Annotated in this window: 12 protein-coding genes; 8 read left to right on the top strand and 4 right to left on the bottom strand. The window is 71.8% G+C overall.

Going from position 1 to position 15374, the window contains the following annotated elements:
• Positions 1 to 59: 59 nt before the first annotated feature.
• The 3 genes from ACH495_RS06910 to ACH495_RS06900 all read right to left on the bottom strand — a co-directional run bounded on the left by ACH495_RS06910 (position 60) and on the right by ACH495_RS06900 (position 3727).
• Complete coding sequence (locus tag ACH495_RS06910; protein WP_396856805.1) at positions 60 to 1307, bottom strand: phosphatidylserine decarboxylase; 1248 nt, start codon at positions 1305 to 1307, stop codon at positions 60 to 62.
• Positions 1308 to 1484: 177 nt separating this feature from the next.
• The gene (locus ACH495_RS06905; protein ID WP_396856804.1) at positions 1485 to 1862 is read right to left on the bottom strand and encodes a hypothetical protein; all 378 of its coding nucleotides are present in this window, start codon (positions 1860 to 1862) and stop codon (positions 1485 to 1487) included.
• Positions 1859 to 3727 carry a PspC domain-containing protein gene (locus ACH495_RS06900; RefSeq protein WP_396856803.1) on the bottom strand — a complete coding sequence of 623 codons (1869 nt, stop codon included), beginning with the start codon at positions 3725 to 3727 and terminating at the stop codon, positions 1859 to 1861. Before ACH495_RS06900 ends, ACH495_RS06905 begins: the two co-directional genes overlap by 4 nt.
• Before the next feature lie 179 nt (positions 3728 to 3906).
• Here ACH495_RS06900 and ACH495_RS06895 point away from each other — a divergent pair, with 179 nt between their 5' ends.
• From ACH495_RS06895 to ACH495_RS06865, 7 genes are all read left to right on the top strand, one after another.
• On the top strand, positions 3907 to 5169 hold the full coding sequence (locus tag ACH495_RS06895; RefSeq protein ID WP_396857329.1) for a PspC domain-containing protein: 1263 nt from the start codon (positions 3907 to 3909) through the stop codon (positions 5167 to 5169).
• A gap of 2 nt (positions 5170 to 5171) precedes the next feature.
• Complete coding sequence (locus tag ACH495_RS06890) at positions 5172 to 5849, top strand: response regulator (protein WP_396856802.1); 678 nt, start codon at positions 5172 to 5174, stop codon at positions 5847 to 5849.
• A gap of 558 nt (positions 5850 to 6407) precedes the next feature.
• Positions 6408 to 8051: an ABC transporter substrate-binding protein gene (locus ACH495_RS06885; protein ID WP_396856801.1), complete on the top strand. Its 1644-nt coding sequence runs from the start codon at positions 6408 to 6410 to the stop codon at positions 8049 to 8051.
• A gap of 143 nt (positions 8052 to 8194) precedes the next feature.
• Positions 8195 to 9121: an ABC transporter permease gene (locus ACH495_RS06880; protein WP_343445170.1), complete on the top strand. Its 927-nt coding sequence runs from the start codon at positions 8195 to 8197 to the stop codon at positions 9119 to 9121.
• 75 nt (positions 9122 to 9196) lie between these two features.
• Positions 9197 to 10180: an ABC transporter permease gene (locus ACH495_RS06875; RefSeq protein WP_396856800.1), complete on the top strand. Its 984-nt coding sequence runs from the start codon at positions 9197 to 9199 to the stop codon at positions 10178 to 10180.
• Between the two features lie 25 nt (positions 10181 to 10205).
• Complete coding sequence (locus ACH495_RS06870; protein ID WP_396857328.1) at positions 10206 to 11234, top strand: ABC transporter ATP-binding protein; 1029 nt, start codon at positions 10206 to 10208, stop codon at positions 11232 to 11234.
• Entirely contained in the window at positions 11227 to 12243 is a 1017-nt protein-coding gene (locus ACH495_RS06865; protein ID WP_396856799.1) for an ABC transporter ATP-binding protein, read from the top strand. Before ACH495_RS06870 ends, ACH495_RS06865 begins: the two co-directional genes overlap by 8 nt.
• A 92-nt stretch (positions 12244 to 12335) precedes the next feature.
• Here the strand turns inward: ACH495_RS06865 and ACH495_RS06860 are convergent, their stop codons facing one another.
• Positions 12336 to 12689: a chorismate mutase gene (locus tag ACH495_RS06860; RefSeq protein ID WP_396856798.1), complete on the bottom strand. Its 354-nt coding sequence runs from the start codon at positions 12687 to 12689 to the stop codon at positions 12336 to 12338.
• A gap of 291 nt (positions 12690 to 12980) precedes the next feature.
• On the opposite strand from ACH495_RS06860, the gene pcrA reads away from it, so the two are divergent.
• Positions 12981 to 15368 (top strand): DNA helicase PcrA, encoded by a 2388-nt coding sequence (pcrA, locus tag ACH495_RS06855; RefSeq protein ID WP_396856797.1) that lies wholly within the window; start codon positions 12981 to 12983, stop codon positions 15366 to 15368.
• Positions 15369 to 15374: the final 6 nt, after the last annotated feature.

Here is a 15374-nt window from a genome sequence, read left to right as displayed (position 1 = left end):
CGCCGAGAAGGGGCGCCGCTCTCGCGAGCGGCGCCCCTTCTCCGTAGTTCCCGGGCGGGTCAGCGCCAGCGGGCGATGACCGTCGAACCGCCGACCACCTTGTCACCGGGGCCGACCAGCGGGTCCGCGGCGTCGACCGGCAGGTAGACGTCGGTACGCGAGCCGAACCGGATCAGGCCGAAGCGCTCGCCCTTGGCCAGCAGCGAGCCGACCGGCGCCCGCTGCACGATGCGGCGCGCGATCAGGCCGGTGCGCTGGGCCACCACCACCGTGCCGCGGTCGGTGTCCAGCACCGTGTACGCCGCCACGTTGTGCTCGGCGTCCGGCTTCATGGCGTTGACGAACCCGCCGTCGGCGACGAAGTAGTCGACCACCTTGCCGGCCACCGGAGCGCGGTTGACGTGCACGTCCAGCACCGACAGGAAGACCGCGACCCGCAGCCACTCGCCGTCGCCGAAACGCTCGTCCGCGAGCCGCTGCACGGACAGGACCTGGCCGTCCGCCGAGGCGACCACGGCCGACGGGTCCTCCGGGACGTCCCGCTGCGGGTCCCGGAAGAACGCGGCCACCGGGGCCGCGGCCAACGCCGGCACCAGCCAGAGCTTGGACTTCGGCCGGGCGGCCCGGGCCAGGGCGGCCAGGCCGAGCGTGATGCCGGCGGCGGCCACCCCGTTGGAGTCGATGTGCATCTGCCGGGTCACCGGCACGCTCGACGGCCGGTACGCCGGCGCCAGCGAGGCCGCCAGCGCGGCCGGCGCCGGGGTGAAGCGCAGGTGGTGCACCCGGACCGGCGGGGAGTTGCGCAGCACCACGTCGGTGCGGACGCCGTGCAGCACGCCCTGCCGGTCCAGCTCCGGGCCGGCGCCCTCGGTGCGGAACAGCGGCGCGGCGACGCTGAGCACCGCGCCGTCGGCCGCGTACTTGGACAGGCCGTCCACCGCGGCACGGGCGTCCTCGGCGGTGCCGGTGAACGGCTCGGCGACGATCACCGCCGCGGCGGCGTCCGCCTCGGCGAGCGTGTCGACCACGCGTACCCGCTCGGCGACCCAGCGGCCCTGGGCCGTCACGTGCTCGCGCAGCGCCGCCGCCGAGGCGCCCTCCGCCGGCGCCACGACCAGCCGGTCACCCGGGAGCAGCGCCTCGATCGCCGCGGCCAGCACCGCGGACTCCGGGGTCGCGCCGACCAGCAGGCCGGTCTTCGGGTCGTTACGCCGGGCGAACTCGCTGACGAGCGTACGGGCGGCGCGCTCGCCGATGCGGATCGCACCGGACGGACCGGTGACGCGCGCGGCGGGGGACTGGGTCATGGCGGACGAGCTCCTGACGCGGTAGGGACGGACAGGGACCGCTGCGGCGACGCGACCGGTCGGCCGGGCGGAACGGGGAGCGCCGGGCGTGGTCGGGGCGGCCCGGACCGGACGGCGGGGGCGAGATCTCCCTCGACCCAGCATAGGCCGCGCCGACGGGCCGCCGCACCGGCGCGGTCAGGCCGGTGGCTCCCCGGGGGTACACCGGCCGGCCGGTGGTGCGACCGTCCCGGGGTCGACCGGGGGCAGCTCGCGGGTGGTCGGCTCGGACCGGTCCGCCGGCTCGACGGCGGCCGGTTCCCCGGTCGCCGGCTCGGCCGCCCACCGGTCCGGCTCGCCAGGCTGGTCCGGTGACGCCGGCCGGTCCGGGCCGCGGACCGAGCGCAGCGCGCCCACCAGGCCGAGCAACCCGATCACGACCAGCCCACCGGCCAGGAACCAGCCCACCGGTGGCACGTCCAGCCCGAGGATCCGGGCCAGCAGCCACCAGAGGGCGAGCCCGAGGAAGACGAGTCCGAAGGCGAACGACACGATGTCCGTACGGTGGGCCTTCACCGGGTCACCTCCAGATTGCCGGCGTTCACGTGGACATAGAGGCGCAGCTTGCCCCCGCCGGGGCCGTCCGCGCCGGCGTCGGTGCTCTCCCAGCGGCGACCGCTGAGCCCTCCGGTGTGCCGGCCGAAGACGGAGGCGTCACCGGCGTTCACGTCGGCCACCGTGGTCACGTCGACGTTCGGCGGTACGACCACCGTCGCGTTGCCGAGGTTCACGTCGACGGTCACCTGGATGTCCTGCTTGTCGAAGTCGATCGCCCGCAGGTCGAGCACCGCGTCACCGAGGTTGTTCTCGTACCGGTCGGCCAGGTCGCGGCGGTCGGGCGGCGCCCAGGTGACGTTGCCGTCGATGCCGCGCACCCGGTCGTAGGACTCGGCGACGGTGGCGACGCCGAGCGCCGCCGCGGTCACCAGACCGAGAGCGATCAGCCAGCGGGCCCGGCCGAACCAGGTGCCGACGAGCAGTCCGAGGCCGATGGTGGCCAGCGCGGCGGCGAAGTAGCCGGCCGCGCCGACCGGGAACACGTCGAGCAGGTCGAGCATGGCCACCAGGCCCAGCGCCAGGAAGATCAGCGAGAACGTGATCGCGCCGAGCGGGGAGCGTTCCTTCGGCCGCTTCGGTGGCCGGGGCGGCGGGACCGGCACCGGGGCGGCGGGCGACCCGGCGTACGGGCCGTGCGGGGCGAACGGTGGGCGGTAGCCGCCCGGCGGCAGCGGCGCGCCCACCGGGGCGGGCGGGGGCACGGCGGTCGGTTCGCCGAGTGGAGCGCCGGTGGTCGGCGCGGCGGGCCAGGCCGGGGCCGCGCCGGAGGTCGGCCGGGCGGCGGTGTCACCGCCCGGCGAGGTCACCGCGGGGAGCGCGGCGGTCACCGGCTCGGGTCGACCCGGGCGGGTGCCGGCCGCGGCGGGCCACCCCGGGCCGGACACCGGCGCGGCCGGGTAGCCGGTCCCGGCGCCGATGGCCGGCGCGGGCGGGTAGCCGGGTTCGGCGTGCGGGTGCGGCGTGGCGGGGTGCCCCGGCTCGGCCCAGGCGTGCGGGGTGGCCGGGTGGTCCGGTCCGGGAGGGGCGGCCGGCGGGGAGCCGGCGGGCCACCCCGGCGACCGGACGCCGCCCGGTCCGCCGGTGGGGGACGCGGTGCCGGTCCCGGTCGGCGGCGCGTACCCGGCGGGTCCGCCGGGCCACGGCGGCGTGGGCCATGCCGGTCCGGAACCGGCGGACGGGCCGGCCCAGGCCGCGGTCGGTGGCGCGGGGAACGGCCCGGCGGCCGGCGGCACCGGACCGGGGTACGCGCCGGCTCCGGACGCGGGCCCGCGCTGGTCGCGGTTGAGCAGCAACGCGCCACCGACCAGGATCACCGCGCCGAGCAGGATGGCCCGGAAACCGTCGGTGACGACGTACGCGAAGCCGACCGCGACCACGATGCCGAGCACGATGACGGTGACCGGGGACATGCTGGAGCGGCCCCGGCCGAGCATCGACTCCACCGGTGAGGCGGTGTCGCCCTCGCCGGGGATGATCAGCCACGCGGCGACGTAGACCAGGATGCCGATGCCGCCGAAGAAGCCGAGCACGGCCAGCAGGACGCGCCACAGCACCGGGTCGGTGTTGGTGGCCCGGCCGATGGCGGCGCACACCCCGGCCAGGTAGCGGCCCTCCCGGGGGCGGACCAGCCCGTACCGGGTGGTGAAGCCGGCGGCGCCGGGCGGTGGGGCGTACCCACCGGGGGGTGGATCGGCGAACGGCGCGCCGCCGCCGGGCGGCGGGGTCGTGTCGTCGGCGGCGGGTGCCGGCCCCGGCGGGGGCGGCGGTGGATCGTCCTGTGCTGCCGCCCAGGGGCGGGGCGGACGGGCAGCGTCCTCGGTCATGCCTCCGATACTGCGGCCCCGGCCGCCCGGCCGACCTCCGGAGGTGACCCTGACCCCACCCTGAGATCCCCCGGCGGTGAATGTCCGGGGCGTCCCCGTGGTCCGGGGCGTTCCCGCCGTGTGACGATCGGGGCGTCGGTCACCACCGGCACCTCCGCACCGACTGAAGGAGCCTGAAGATCAGCAGCACCGTCACGCCGCATCCCCCGCGCCTCTACCGGGCCACCGAGCACCGGTTGGCCGCCGGGGTGGCCGCCGGCATCGCCGAGCACCTGGGCATCCCGGTGCTCCGGGTACGCGTGGCGTTCATGGTGCTGCTCGGGCTGAGCGGGCTCGGGCTGCTGCTCTACGCCGCCTTCTGGGCGGTGGTCCCGCCCCGGCCCGGCGACACCGCCGCGCCGCCCCGCCGCGACCTCGCCCAGCTGCTGCCGTTCGTGGTGATCGGGCTGGGCGTGCTGCTGCTCCAGGTGGTCGCGTTCGACTCGGTCGGGGCGGCCGGCACCGCCGGCTGGCTGGTGGCGATCATCGCGGTCGGCGCCGGTGTCATCTGGCACCAGTCCGGCCCGGAGCGCCGCCGGCAGTGGGGCGACTCGGCGGTGCCCTGGCTGGGCGCGGTGGTGGAGGAGAGCGACCGGCGGGCGTTCGTGCTCCGTTTCATCGGCGGCGGCGTGCTCGTCGCGGTCGGCATCATCGGCGTGGCCGCTGTCTACTCGCCGGCGCAGAACTTCGACGCGGTGCTCAACGGCGTCATCTTCGCGCTGGTCGGGCTGGCCGGCGTGGGCGTGGTCACCGGTCCGGTGCTGTGGCGCACCTGGAACCAGCTCCGCTCGGAGCGGGAGGGGCGGATCCGCGAGCAGGAGCGGGCCGAACTGGCCGCCATGGTGCACGACCAGGTGCTGCACACGCTCGCCCTGATCCAGCGCAACGCCACCGACGTCAAGACCGTGCAGCGGCTGGCCCGGGGGCAGGAGCGCTCGTTGCGCAACTGGCTCTACAAGCCGGCCGCCTCGCCGACCGAGCGTTTCGCGGCCGCGCTGGAGCAGGCCGCCGCCGAGGTGGAGGACACGTTCGCCATCACCGTCGAAGCGGTGGTGGTCGGTGACCGGGAGACCGACGAGCGGGTCGGGGCGCTGGTCGCGGCCACCCGGGAGGCGCTGGTCAACGCGGCCCGCCACGCCGGGGTGCAGACCGTCTCGCTCTATGCCGAGGTGGAGCCGGAGCAGGTCAGCGCGTTCGTGCGGGACCGGGGCAAGGGCTTCGACCCGGATACGGTGGAGAATCACCGGCACGGCGTCCGGGGCTCGATCATCGGGCGGATGCAGCGGCACGGTGGCCGGGCGGAGATCCGGTCCGAGCCGGGAGAGGGGACGGAGGTCCGGCTGATCCTGCCGATCAGCGGCTCCGGCTCCGGTTCCGGTTCCACGGCGGAAAGGGACAGGTGACCATGTCCGAGCAGGAACCGGTCGAGGGCGCGGCGCCGCGAGGGCCGCTGCGGGTGTTCCTCGTCGACGACCACGCCATGTTCCGGGCCGGCGTCCGCGCCGAGCTGGGGACCCGGGTCGAGGTCGTGGGCGAGGCCAGTTCGGTGGCGGAGGCGGTGGCCCGGATCGCGGCCGTCGAGCCGGACGTGGTGCTGCTGGACGTGCACATGCCGGACGGGGGTGGCCGGGCCGTGCTGGAGGCGATGCGGCGTACCCATCCGCAGGTGAGGTTCCTGGCGTTGAGCGTGTCCGACGCGGCCGAGGACGTGATCGGGTTGATCCGGGCAGGCGCCCGGGGGTACGTGACGAAGACCATCTCGCCGGACGAGCTGACCGACGCGATCCGCCGGGTGGCCGACGGGGACGCGGTGTTCAGCCCACGGCTGGCCGGGTTCGTGCTGGACGCGTTCGCGTCCCGGCCGGACGCCCCGGTCGCCGACCCCGAGCTGGACCAGCTCACCAACCGGGAGCGCGAGGTGCTGCGGCTGCTCGCCCGGGGGTACGCGTACAAGGAGATCGCCAAGGAGCTGTTCATCTCGATCAAGACGGTGGAGACGCACGTCTCCAACGTGTTGCGCAAGCTCCAGATGTCGAACCGGTACGAGCTGTCCCGCTGGGCCGCCGACCGCCGGCTGGTCTGACGGCGTCCCCCTCGTCCACCCGGTCGGCGACGACACCCGCACAGTCGACGGCCACCTCAGCCGTACGGGTAAAAACTGCGCGTACCCGGCACCCGTTCGAGGGCTCCGCCGAGGGTCGGGGTTCGTCCGCCGCGCCGGAAGCGCCGGGTGGTCTCGATCGGTGTGTGCACGTCTTGCCTGTTCAGGGCCGTGTGATCCGCGCCGTTTGTGATCTTTTCTCAAGTATCGGCAACGTGGCAAGCAACTAACGGCTTGATAACGGCACCTTCACGGAAAGGGCCGGTTGGTGTCACAGTGGCAGCACCTCACCCCCCGGTGTGAGGCATCTCGTCGGGCCCGCCGACCACGGAACGCCGCTACCGCGCCGCCCCGTGGTTGTCGATCCTGCGCGATGTCCTCGTCGAAGGGTGTGGCGCCCGGCGGATCGGTACCCCAGGGGTGTCCCGATTTCCTCTGCGGTAAACCGGCGGCCTGTGGTTCGGGTCGCCGGTGGTGTCACCCCCCACACGTGCGTGAAACCCACGACGGAACCAGGTTAGAAAGAGGAGGCCCCTCGCAATGAGAGTCTCGAAGCGGGCGAGCGGCGCGCTCGCGGTGGGCGCGGCATTCGCGCTCGTCGCGTCCGGCTGCTCCAGCGGGAACAACGACGGTGGCGACCCCGGCGCGAGCAAGGACGGCGCCATCGTCATCGACGGCACTCAGCCGGAGAACCCGCTGGTTCCGTCGAACACCACCGAGACCGGTGGCGGCAAGATCATCGACTGGGTCTGGAGCGGTCTGGTCGAGTACCCCAACAACGGTGGGGCGCCGCAGAACCTGCTCGCCGAGTCGATCGACACGAGCGACTCCAAGGTCTTCAAGATCAAGATCAAGCAGAACACCAAGTTCCACGACGGCACCACCGTCAAGGCCGAGAGCTTCGTCAAGGCCTGGAACTGGGCGGCGTACGGCCCGAACGGCGCGCAGAACGCCTCGTTCTTCTCCGACATCCAGGGCTTCGGCGACGTCTTCACCGAGGACCCGGACGGCGCGGACGGCCCGAAGAAGGCCCCGGAGCCGAAGGCCAAGGAGATGTCCGGCCTCAAGGTCGTCGACGACTGGAACTTCGAGGTCACGCTCTCCGCGCCGACCGCCGTGTTCCCGACCAAGCTCGGCTACAGCGCCTTCATGCCGCTGCCGGACGCGTTCTTCGCCACCACCCCGGCGGAGTTCGGCAAGAAGCCGATCGGTAACGGCCCGGTCAAGCTCGTCTCCTGGCAGGACGACGTCGAGATCAAGCTCACCCGCTTCGACGACTACAGCCTGCGCGACAAGATGAAGATCAAGGACGTCACCGTCAAGATCTACCAGGACGACACGGCGGCCTACAACGACCTGCTCGCCAACAACCTGGACTTCCAGCAGCAGGTCCCGGTCTCGTCGCTGGCCGGCGACAAGTGGAAGACCGACCTGGGCGACCGGGCGATCTCCACGACGGTCCCGTCGACCGGCATCATCGCCTTCCCGATCTACGACAAGCGCTTCACCAACCCGAAGCTGCGTCGCGCGATCTCGCTGTCCATCGACCGGCAGGCCATCACCGACAAGATCTTCTTCGGTAACCGCAAGCCGGCCGACAGCTGGGCCAACCCGCTGACCCCGGGCGCCGCGCCGGGCAACTGCACCGCCTGCAAGTTCGACGTGGCGCAGGCCAAGCAGCTCCTCACCGAGGCCGGTGGCTTCCAGGGCAAGCTGACCCTGTCGTACAACGCGGACGCCAGCCACAAGGAGTGGATGGAGGCCGTCGCCCAGCAGATCAAGACCAACCTGGGCATCGACGCGGTCGCCGTCGGCGTGCCGACCTTCGCGGTCTTCCGTGCCAACATCAACAACTACAAGATGACCGGCATGTACCGCGCCGGCTGGCAGCAGGACTACCCGGACGTCGAGAACTGGATCAACCCGCTCTACGTGACCGGCGGTTCCTCGAACGACGGCAAGTACAGCAACCCGCAGGTGGACGCCCTCGCCAAGGAGGCCTCCGCGGCCCCCAGCATCGAGGAGGCCCACAAGAAGTTCGCCGAGGCCGTCAAGCTGATCGACCAGGACGTCCCGACGATCCCGATCTACTTCAGCGGCGAGCAGTCCGGCCACTCGGAGAAGATCAAGAAGCTGGAGCTGACCAACGTCGGCGAGCTCGACATCACCTCGGTCGAACTCTGATCCGAACGGTCTGACCCCGGGTCGGGCTCGCCTACCGGTGAGCCCGGCCCGGGGCCGTTCCGCGAGGGGGTGTACAACAAACCCCTCGCACGTTGTCGTCACCGCGTCGGGCGCCCGGCGCTCCCTGTCTGGAGGACCACCCCATGGGCCGTTATCTCTTGAGACGGCTGCTGCAACTCGTGCCGGTGTTCATCGGTACGACGTTCCTGATCTATTGGCTCGTCTGGTCGGTGCCCGGTGACCCCTTCGCCGGCAAGTGCGGCGACCGCGGTTGCCCGCCGAACTACCGGGCCATGATGACCGAGAAGTATCATCTCGACGACTCGATCTGGGTGCAGTACGCCAGCTACATGAAGAACCTGTTCCAGGGTGACTTCGGTATCACGTTCGGCGGTCGCGAGATCAGCGACATCATCGCCACGTCGTACCCGAACACCCTGAAGCTGGCGGTGGTCGCCCTCGCCATCGAGGCCGTGATCGGTCTCGGCGCGGGCATCCTGACCGGTCTGCGACGCAACGGTTTCCTGGACAACCTGGTCCTGGTCTCCACCCTGTTCCTGATCGCCCTGCCGGTCTTCGTCGTCGGCTTCGTGCTCCAGTGGGTGCTCGGCGTCAAGTGGGGCATCATCAACCCGACCGTCTCCAACGAGATGCGGTTCAGCGAGTTGATCGTGCCCGGTTTCGTGCTCGGCAGCGCCTCGATGGCGTACATCGCCCGGGTGGCGCGCACGAGCATCGCCGAGAACCGGCGGGCCGACTACGTCCGCACCGCGATCGCCAAGGGCCTCCCGATGCGCCGGGTGGTCGGCGTGCACCTGCTCCGCAACTCGCTCATCCCGGTGGTCACGCTGCTCGGCACCGACCTCGGCGCGCTGATGGGTGGCGCGATCGTGACCGAGGGCATCTTCGGCATCAACGGCATCGGCCGGCAGGTGCTGCGCTCCATCGTGACGAAGGAAAGCGCTACCGTTGTCGGCATCGTGGTGGTGCTGGTGGTCGTCTACCTCGTGATGAACCTGCTGGTGGACCTGCTCTACGCCGCCCTCGACCCGAGGATCCGCTATGAGTGACCGCCGCAGCGAACGAATCGTCCCAGCAGTCTGCGCGGGCAACCAGGCCCGCGCCGAGCGCAGCGAGGTGCGGGCATGAGTGACCCGAATACCGCGTCGATCGTGTCGACGCCGCCCGCGACCATGCCCACCGAGGCCGGGTCCGGTGCGCCCACCAACGCCGGCCTGCCGGAGAGCGCCAAGCAGCAGAAGCCGCGTGGCCTGCTCGGCGACGCCTGGCTCGACCTGCGCCGCAAGCCGCTGTTCTGGATCTCCGCCGCGTTCATCCTGTTCTTCATCGTGATGGCCGCGTTCCCGTCGCTGTTCACCTCCGGCGACGCGGTCAACGGCGCGCTGGAGCGCAGCCGGGTCGAGCCGTCGTCCTCCGCCTGGTTCGGCTACGACGTGCAGGGCCGCGACGTCTACTCCCGGGTCATCTACGGCGCCCGCGCGTCGATCGTGGTGGCCCTGGTCTCCACCATCCTCACGCTGCTGTTCGGTGGCGCGATGGGCATCATCGCCGGCTACCGCGGCGGCTGGGTCGACGCGGTGCTGTCCCGGATCGCGGACATCTTCTTCGGCCTGCCGTTCGTGCTCGGCGCGATCGTCATCCTGACCACGTTCAACGGGTCCGGCACCGACAACGGCGAGTGGACGATCATGGGGCTGGTCATCCTGTCCCTGAGCGTGCTGAGCTGGCCGGTGGTGATGCGGCTGATGCGCTCCTCGGTGCTGGCCACCAAGGAGGCCGACTACATCGTCGCGGCCCGCGCGCTGGGCGCCGGCACCGGCCGGATCATCCTCAAGCACCTGCTGCCCAACTGCCTGGCGCCGCTGCTGGTCTACGGCACGATCATGGTGGGCTCGTTCATCGGCGCGGAGGCGACGCTCTCCTTCCTGGGCATCGGCCTGAAGAGCCCGGTGGTCTCCTGGGGCATCATGATCAGCGAGGCGCAGAACTACATCCGGGTCTCGCCGTACCTGCTGTTCTTCCCCTCCGCGTTCCTCGTCACCGCCGTGCTGAGCTTCGTGATGCTCGGCGAGGCGGTCCGCGAGGCCCTCGACCCGAAGCTCCGATAGGGGAACTGAGTTGTCCGACATTCTCGTGTCCGAGCAGTCCGCGGCCGGCGCCGACGGATCCGGCCGCCCCTCGGGCCGCCTGCTCGAGGTCGACGACCTGCGGGTCGAGTTCCGCACCCGGGACGGCGTCGCCAAGGTCATCAATGGCGTGACGTACCACGTCGACGCGGGGGAGACCCTCGCCGTGCTCGGCGAGTCCGGCTCCGGCAAGAGCGTCACCGCGCAGACCGTGATGGGCATCCTGGACACCCCGCCCGGGTTCGTCACCGGCGGCCAGGTGCGCTTCCACGGCAAGGACATGCTCACGATGTCCGCTGAGCAGCGGCGGCGGATCCGTGGCGAGGGCATCGCCATGATCTTCCAGGACTCGCTCTCGGCCCTCAACCCGGTTTTCACCGTCGGCTTCCAGATCGCCGAGCAGTTCCGCATCCGGCGCGGCCTCGGTCGCGCGGAGGCCAAGAAGCGCGCGATCGAGATGCTCGACCAGGTGAAGATCCCCAACGCCAAGGGTCGGTTCAGCAACTACCCGCACCAGTTCTCCGGCGGCATGCGGCAGCGCGCCATGATCGCGATGTCGCTGGCGCTGGACCCGGAGGTGCTGATCGCCGACGAGCCGACCACCGCGCTGGACGTGACCGTGCAGGCCCAGATCATGGACCTGCTCGGCGAACTCCAGCGGGAACGGCAGATGGGCATGATCCTGATCACCCACGACCTCGGCGTCGTCGCCGACGTCGCGGACCGGATCGCGGTCATGTACGCCGGCCGGATCGTCGAGGAAGCCGACGTCTACGACCTGTACCGCAAGCCGGGCCACCCCTACACGCTCGGCCTGCTCAACTCGATCCCGCGGATGGACGAGAAGGGGCAGGAGCTCCGCACCATCAAGGGGCTCCCGCCGAACCTGATGAACATCCCGCCGGGCTGCGCCTTCAACCCGCGCTGCCCGATGGCGCAGCCGGTGTGCCGGGAGAAGGTCCCGCCGCTGCTGCAACTGGGCCACGGCCGGGCCAGCGCCTGCCACTTCGCCGAGGAGCTCGTGAACCGTGACTGAGAACATCATCGAGGTTCGTGACCTGGTCAAGCACTACCCCGTGACCCGGGGTGTGGTGTTCAAGAAGACCATCGGTCACGTCAAGGCGGTCGACGGCGTCTCCTTCGAACTCAAGGCCGGCGAGACGCTCGGCGTGGTCGGCGAGTCCGGCTGCGGCAAGTCGACGCTCGCCCGGGTGCTGATGAACCTGGAGAAGCCGACCGCCGGCCAGGTGCTCTACAAGGGCCAGGACATCTCCAAGCTCTCCGGTGGCGCGCTGCGGCGGCTGCGCCGGCAGATCCAGCTGGTGATGCAGGACCCGTACACCTCGCTGAACCCCCGGATGACGGTGGGTGACCTGATCGGGGAGCCGTTCGAGATCCACTCCGAGGTGGCTCCGCGCGGCAGCCGGCGCGGCAAGGTCAAGGAACTGCTCGACCTGGTCGGCCTCAACCCGGAGCACATCAACCGCTATCCGCACCAGTTCTCCGGCGGTCAGCGGCAGCGCATCGGCATCGCCCGGGCGCTGGCGCTGCGGCCCGAGGTGATCGTCTGCGACGAGCCGGTGTCGGCCCTGGACGTGTCCATCCAGGCCCAGGTGATGAACCTGCTGGAGAAGCTCCAGGCCGAGTTCGGCCTGTCGTACGTCTTCATCGCCCACGACCTGTCGGTCGTGCGCCACCTGTCGGACCGGGTCGCCGTCATGTACCTCGGCAAGATGGTGGAGATCGGCACCGAGGACGAGATCTACGAGCGGCCGACCCACCCGTACACCCAGGCGCTGCTGTCGGCGGTGCCGGTGCCGGACCCGACCGTGCGGGAGAGCAAGGCGATCATCCGGCTCCAGGGTGACGTCCCCTCGCCGGTCAGCCCGCCCTCGGGCTGCCGGTTCCGCACCCGGTGCTGGAAGGCGCAGGACGTCTGCGCCCAGGAGGTGCCGCTGCTGGAGATCCGGCCGGGCTCGGACCACCCGAGCGCCTGCCACTTCGCCGAGAAGCGGGAGATCGTCGTCACCCACGAGGTGGCCTGAACCAGACCGGACCGCCTGCCGCCGTCAGCTCGACGCCGGCAGGCGGTCTGGTGTTTCCGGCAGGCGGTTCGTCGTCTGCCGGGCGGACCGCGTCACAGCGGGCCGCGGCCGGCGCGCAGCAGCAGCAGCGCGAGCTGCGTGCCGTCGGCGCCGAGTTCCGCCCGGAACCGCTCCAGGATCTCCCGCTCGCGGGAGAGCACCAGCCGGGTCCCGCCGGAGGCCATCCGGGTCGCCCCGACCTCTCGGGAGAGCGCGGCCCGTTCCTGCCAGAGCGCGATGAGCGTGCGGTCGATCTCGTCGATCCGCTGCCGGATCTCACCGATGCGCTCGGCCGCCGCCGAGTCGTCGGTGCCGGTCCGCGCCGCCGCCGCGCCGGTCGGGTCGCCGCCGGCCGGCCGGTCGTGCCGCGCCAGGCTGCCGCTGGACTCCACCACGTCAGTCATCATCGTCGTCCCTCTCGGGGCTCGGGCCCGGTACCCGGATCCCGGGACGGAAAAGCCCCGGGCTCGGGGAGCCCGGGGCTTTCTCGTCGGTCTGGCGATCAGGCGCGACCCACGGCTGCCGGACTCCCGGTGCCGTAGTAAAAGGAACAGCGCTGATCGAACACGTCGTCGAGTATGCCGACCCCCGGGGCGGACGCGCAAGGAAACCGGCCAACAGGTGAGACGTGACGCCGGGCGCGGGACCGGCGGCGCGGGCGGGGAAGTGTCCGGCCGGCGGCATAGACTCAGGCTGCGATGCATCCTCTCTTCGACATTCCCGCGTCCCCGCCCGCGCCGGAGTCCCGGCCGACCCCGCCGCGCCGCTCCGGGGGCGCGCGGTCGGATCCACAGGCCCTTCTCGACGGCCTGAACGGCCCCCAGCGGGACGCGGTGACCCACGCCGGCTCCCCGCTGCTGATCGTTGCCGGTGCCGGCTCGGGCAAGACGCGCGTGCTGACCAACCGGATCGCCTACCTGCTCGCCGCCCGGGACGTGCACCCCGGCGAGATCATCGCGATCACGTTCACCAACAAGGCCGCCGGCGAGATGAAGGAACGGGTGGCCGCGCTGGTCGGCCCGCGCGCCCGGATGATGTGGGTGTCGACGTTCCACTCGGCCTGCGTCCGCATCCTGCGGGCCGAGCACGAGCACGCCGGCCTCAAGTCGACGTTCTCGATCTACGACGCCGACGACTCCCGGCGGCTGATGCAACTGGTGGCCCGCGAGCTGGACCTGGACCCGAAGCGCTACCCGGCGCGCGGCCTGGCGGCCCAGGTGTCCAACCTGAAGAACGAGCTGGTCGACCCGGAGGAGTTCGCCGGCCGGGCCAAGGGGCCCAACGAGCGGGCGCTGGCCGAGGCGTACGCGCTCTACCAGCGGCGGCTGCGCGAGGCCCACGCGCTGGACTTCGACGACCTGATCATGACGACCGTGCACCTGCTCCAGTCGCACCCGCACGTGGCGGAGAGCTACCGGCGCCGGTTCCGGCACGTGCTCGTCGACGAATACCAGGACACCAACCACGCCCAGTACGTGCTGATCAAGGAGCTGGTCTCCGGCACCGAGGGCATCCCGCCGGCCGAGCTGTGCGTGGTCGGTGACGCCGACCAGTCCATCTACGCGTTCCGCGGCGCGACCATCCGCAACATCCTGGAGTTCGAGCGGGACTTCACCGACGCCCGCACCATCCTGCTGGAGCAGAACTACCGCTCGACCCAGACCATCCTCAACGCCGCCAACGCGGTCATCGACCGGAACACCTCGCGCAAGCCCAAGCGGCTGTGGAGCGACGCGGGCGCGGGCGAGCAGATCGTCGGCTACGTGGCCGACACCGAGCACGCCGAGGCGGACTGGGTGGCCCGGGAGATCGACCGGCTGGTCGACGCCGGCGACACCCGGCCGGGCGACGTGGCCGTCTTCTACCGCACCAACGCCATGTCCCGGGTGTTCGAGGAGGTGTTCATCCGGGTCGGCCTGCCCTACAAGGTGGTCGGCGGGGTGCGCTTCTACGAGCGCAAGGAGGTCCGCGACGCGCTCGCCTACCTGCGCGCCGTGGTGAACGACGACGACACGGTCAGCCTGCGCCGGGTCCTCAACACCCCCCGGCGGGGCATCGGCGAACGGGCCGAGGCCTGCGTCGAGGCGCTGTCCGCACGCGACCGCATCTCCTTCGGCGCCGCGCTGCGCCGGGCGAAGGATGCGCCGGGCATCTCCACCCGGGCGGCCAACGGCATCGCCGAGTTCGTCGCGCTGCTCGACTCGGCCCGTGAGCTGGCCGCCACCGGCACCCCGGAGGAGGTGCTGGAGGCGCTGCTGACCCGCTCGGGCTATCTGGCCGAGCTGGAGGAGAGCCTCGACCCGCAGGACGCCGGTCGGGTGGACAACCTCCAGGAACTGGTGAGCGTCGCCCGGGAGTACACCGAGCGGATCGAGTCGCTGGGCGCCGACGACGAGCGGGCCACGCTGGCCGGCTTCCTGGAGCAGGTGGCGCTGGTGGCCGACGCCGACGCGATTCCCTCCGACGACCCGGACCATCAGGGCGTGGTCACGCTCATGACGCTGCACACCGCCAAGGGGCTGGAGTTCCCGGTGGTCTTCCTGAGCGGTCTGGAGGACGGCGTCTTCCCGCACCTGCGCTCGCTCGGCGACACCCGCGAGCTGGAGGAGGAGCGCCGACTGGCGTACGTGGGCATCACCCGGGCCCGGCAGCGCCTCTACCTGTCCCGGGCGGTCACCCGGTCGGCCTGGGGCGCGCCGGCCTACAACCCGCCGTCCCGGTTCCTGGAGGAGTTGCCGCCGGAGCTGGTGCGGTGGGAGCGCACCGAGGGGGCGTACACGTCGTGGGGCGGTGGCGTCGGCGGCCGGGCGGACCGGTTGCCGGGCGGCGGCGGCTTCACCGGCGGCACGCCCCGGGCGACCCAGCTCGCCAAGCGTCTCGGCGTGGACGCCAGCCGGCTGGCCACCGCGAGCGAGCTGAAGCAGGCGCCCAAGGTCTCGGTGGGCGACCGGGTCAACCACCAGCGCTACGGCCTGGGCCGGGTGCTGGCGGTCGAGGGCGCCGGGCCGGGGGCCCGGGTGCAGATCGACTTCGGTGACCAGACCATGTGGCTGGTGCTGCGGCACGCGCCGATCGACAAGCTCTGAGCATCG

It is taken from the genome of Micromonospora sp. NPDC018662, assembly GCF_044391475.1.
Taxonomy (GTDB): Bacteria; Actinomycetota; Actinomycetes; order Mycobacteriales; family Micromonosporaceae; genus Micromonospora.
The sequence above is the reverse complement of the archived record's forward strand: the minus strand, read 5'-3'. Positions and strand labels throughout refer to the sequence as shown.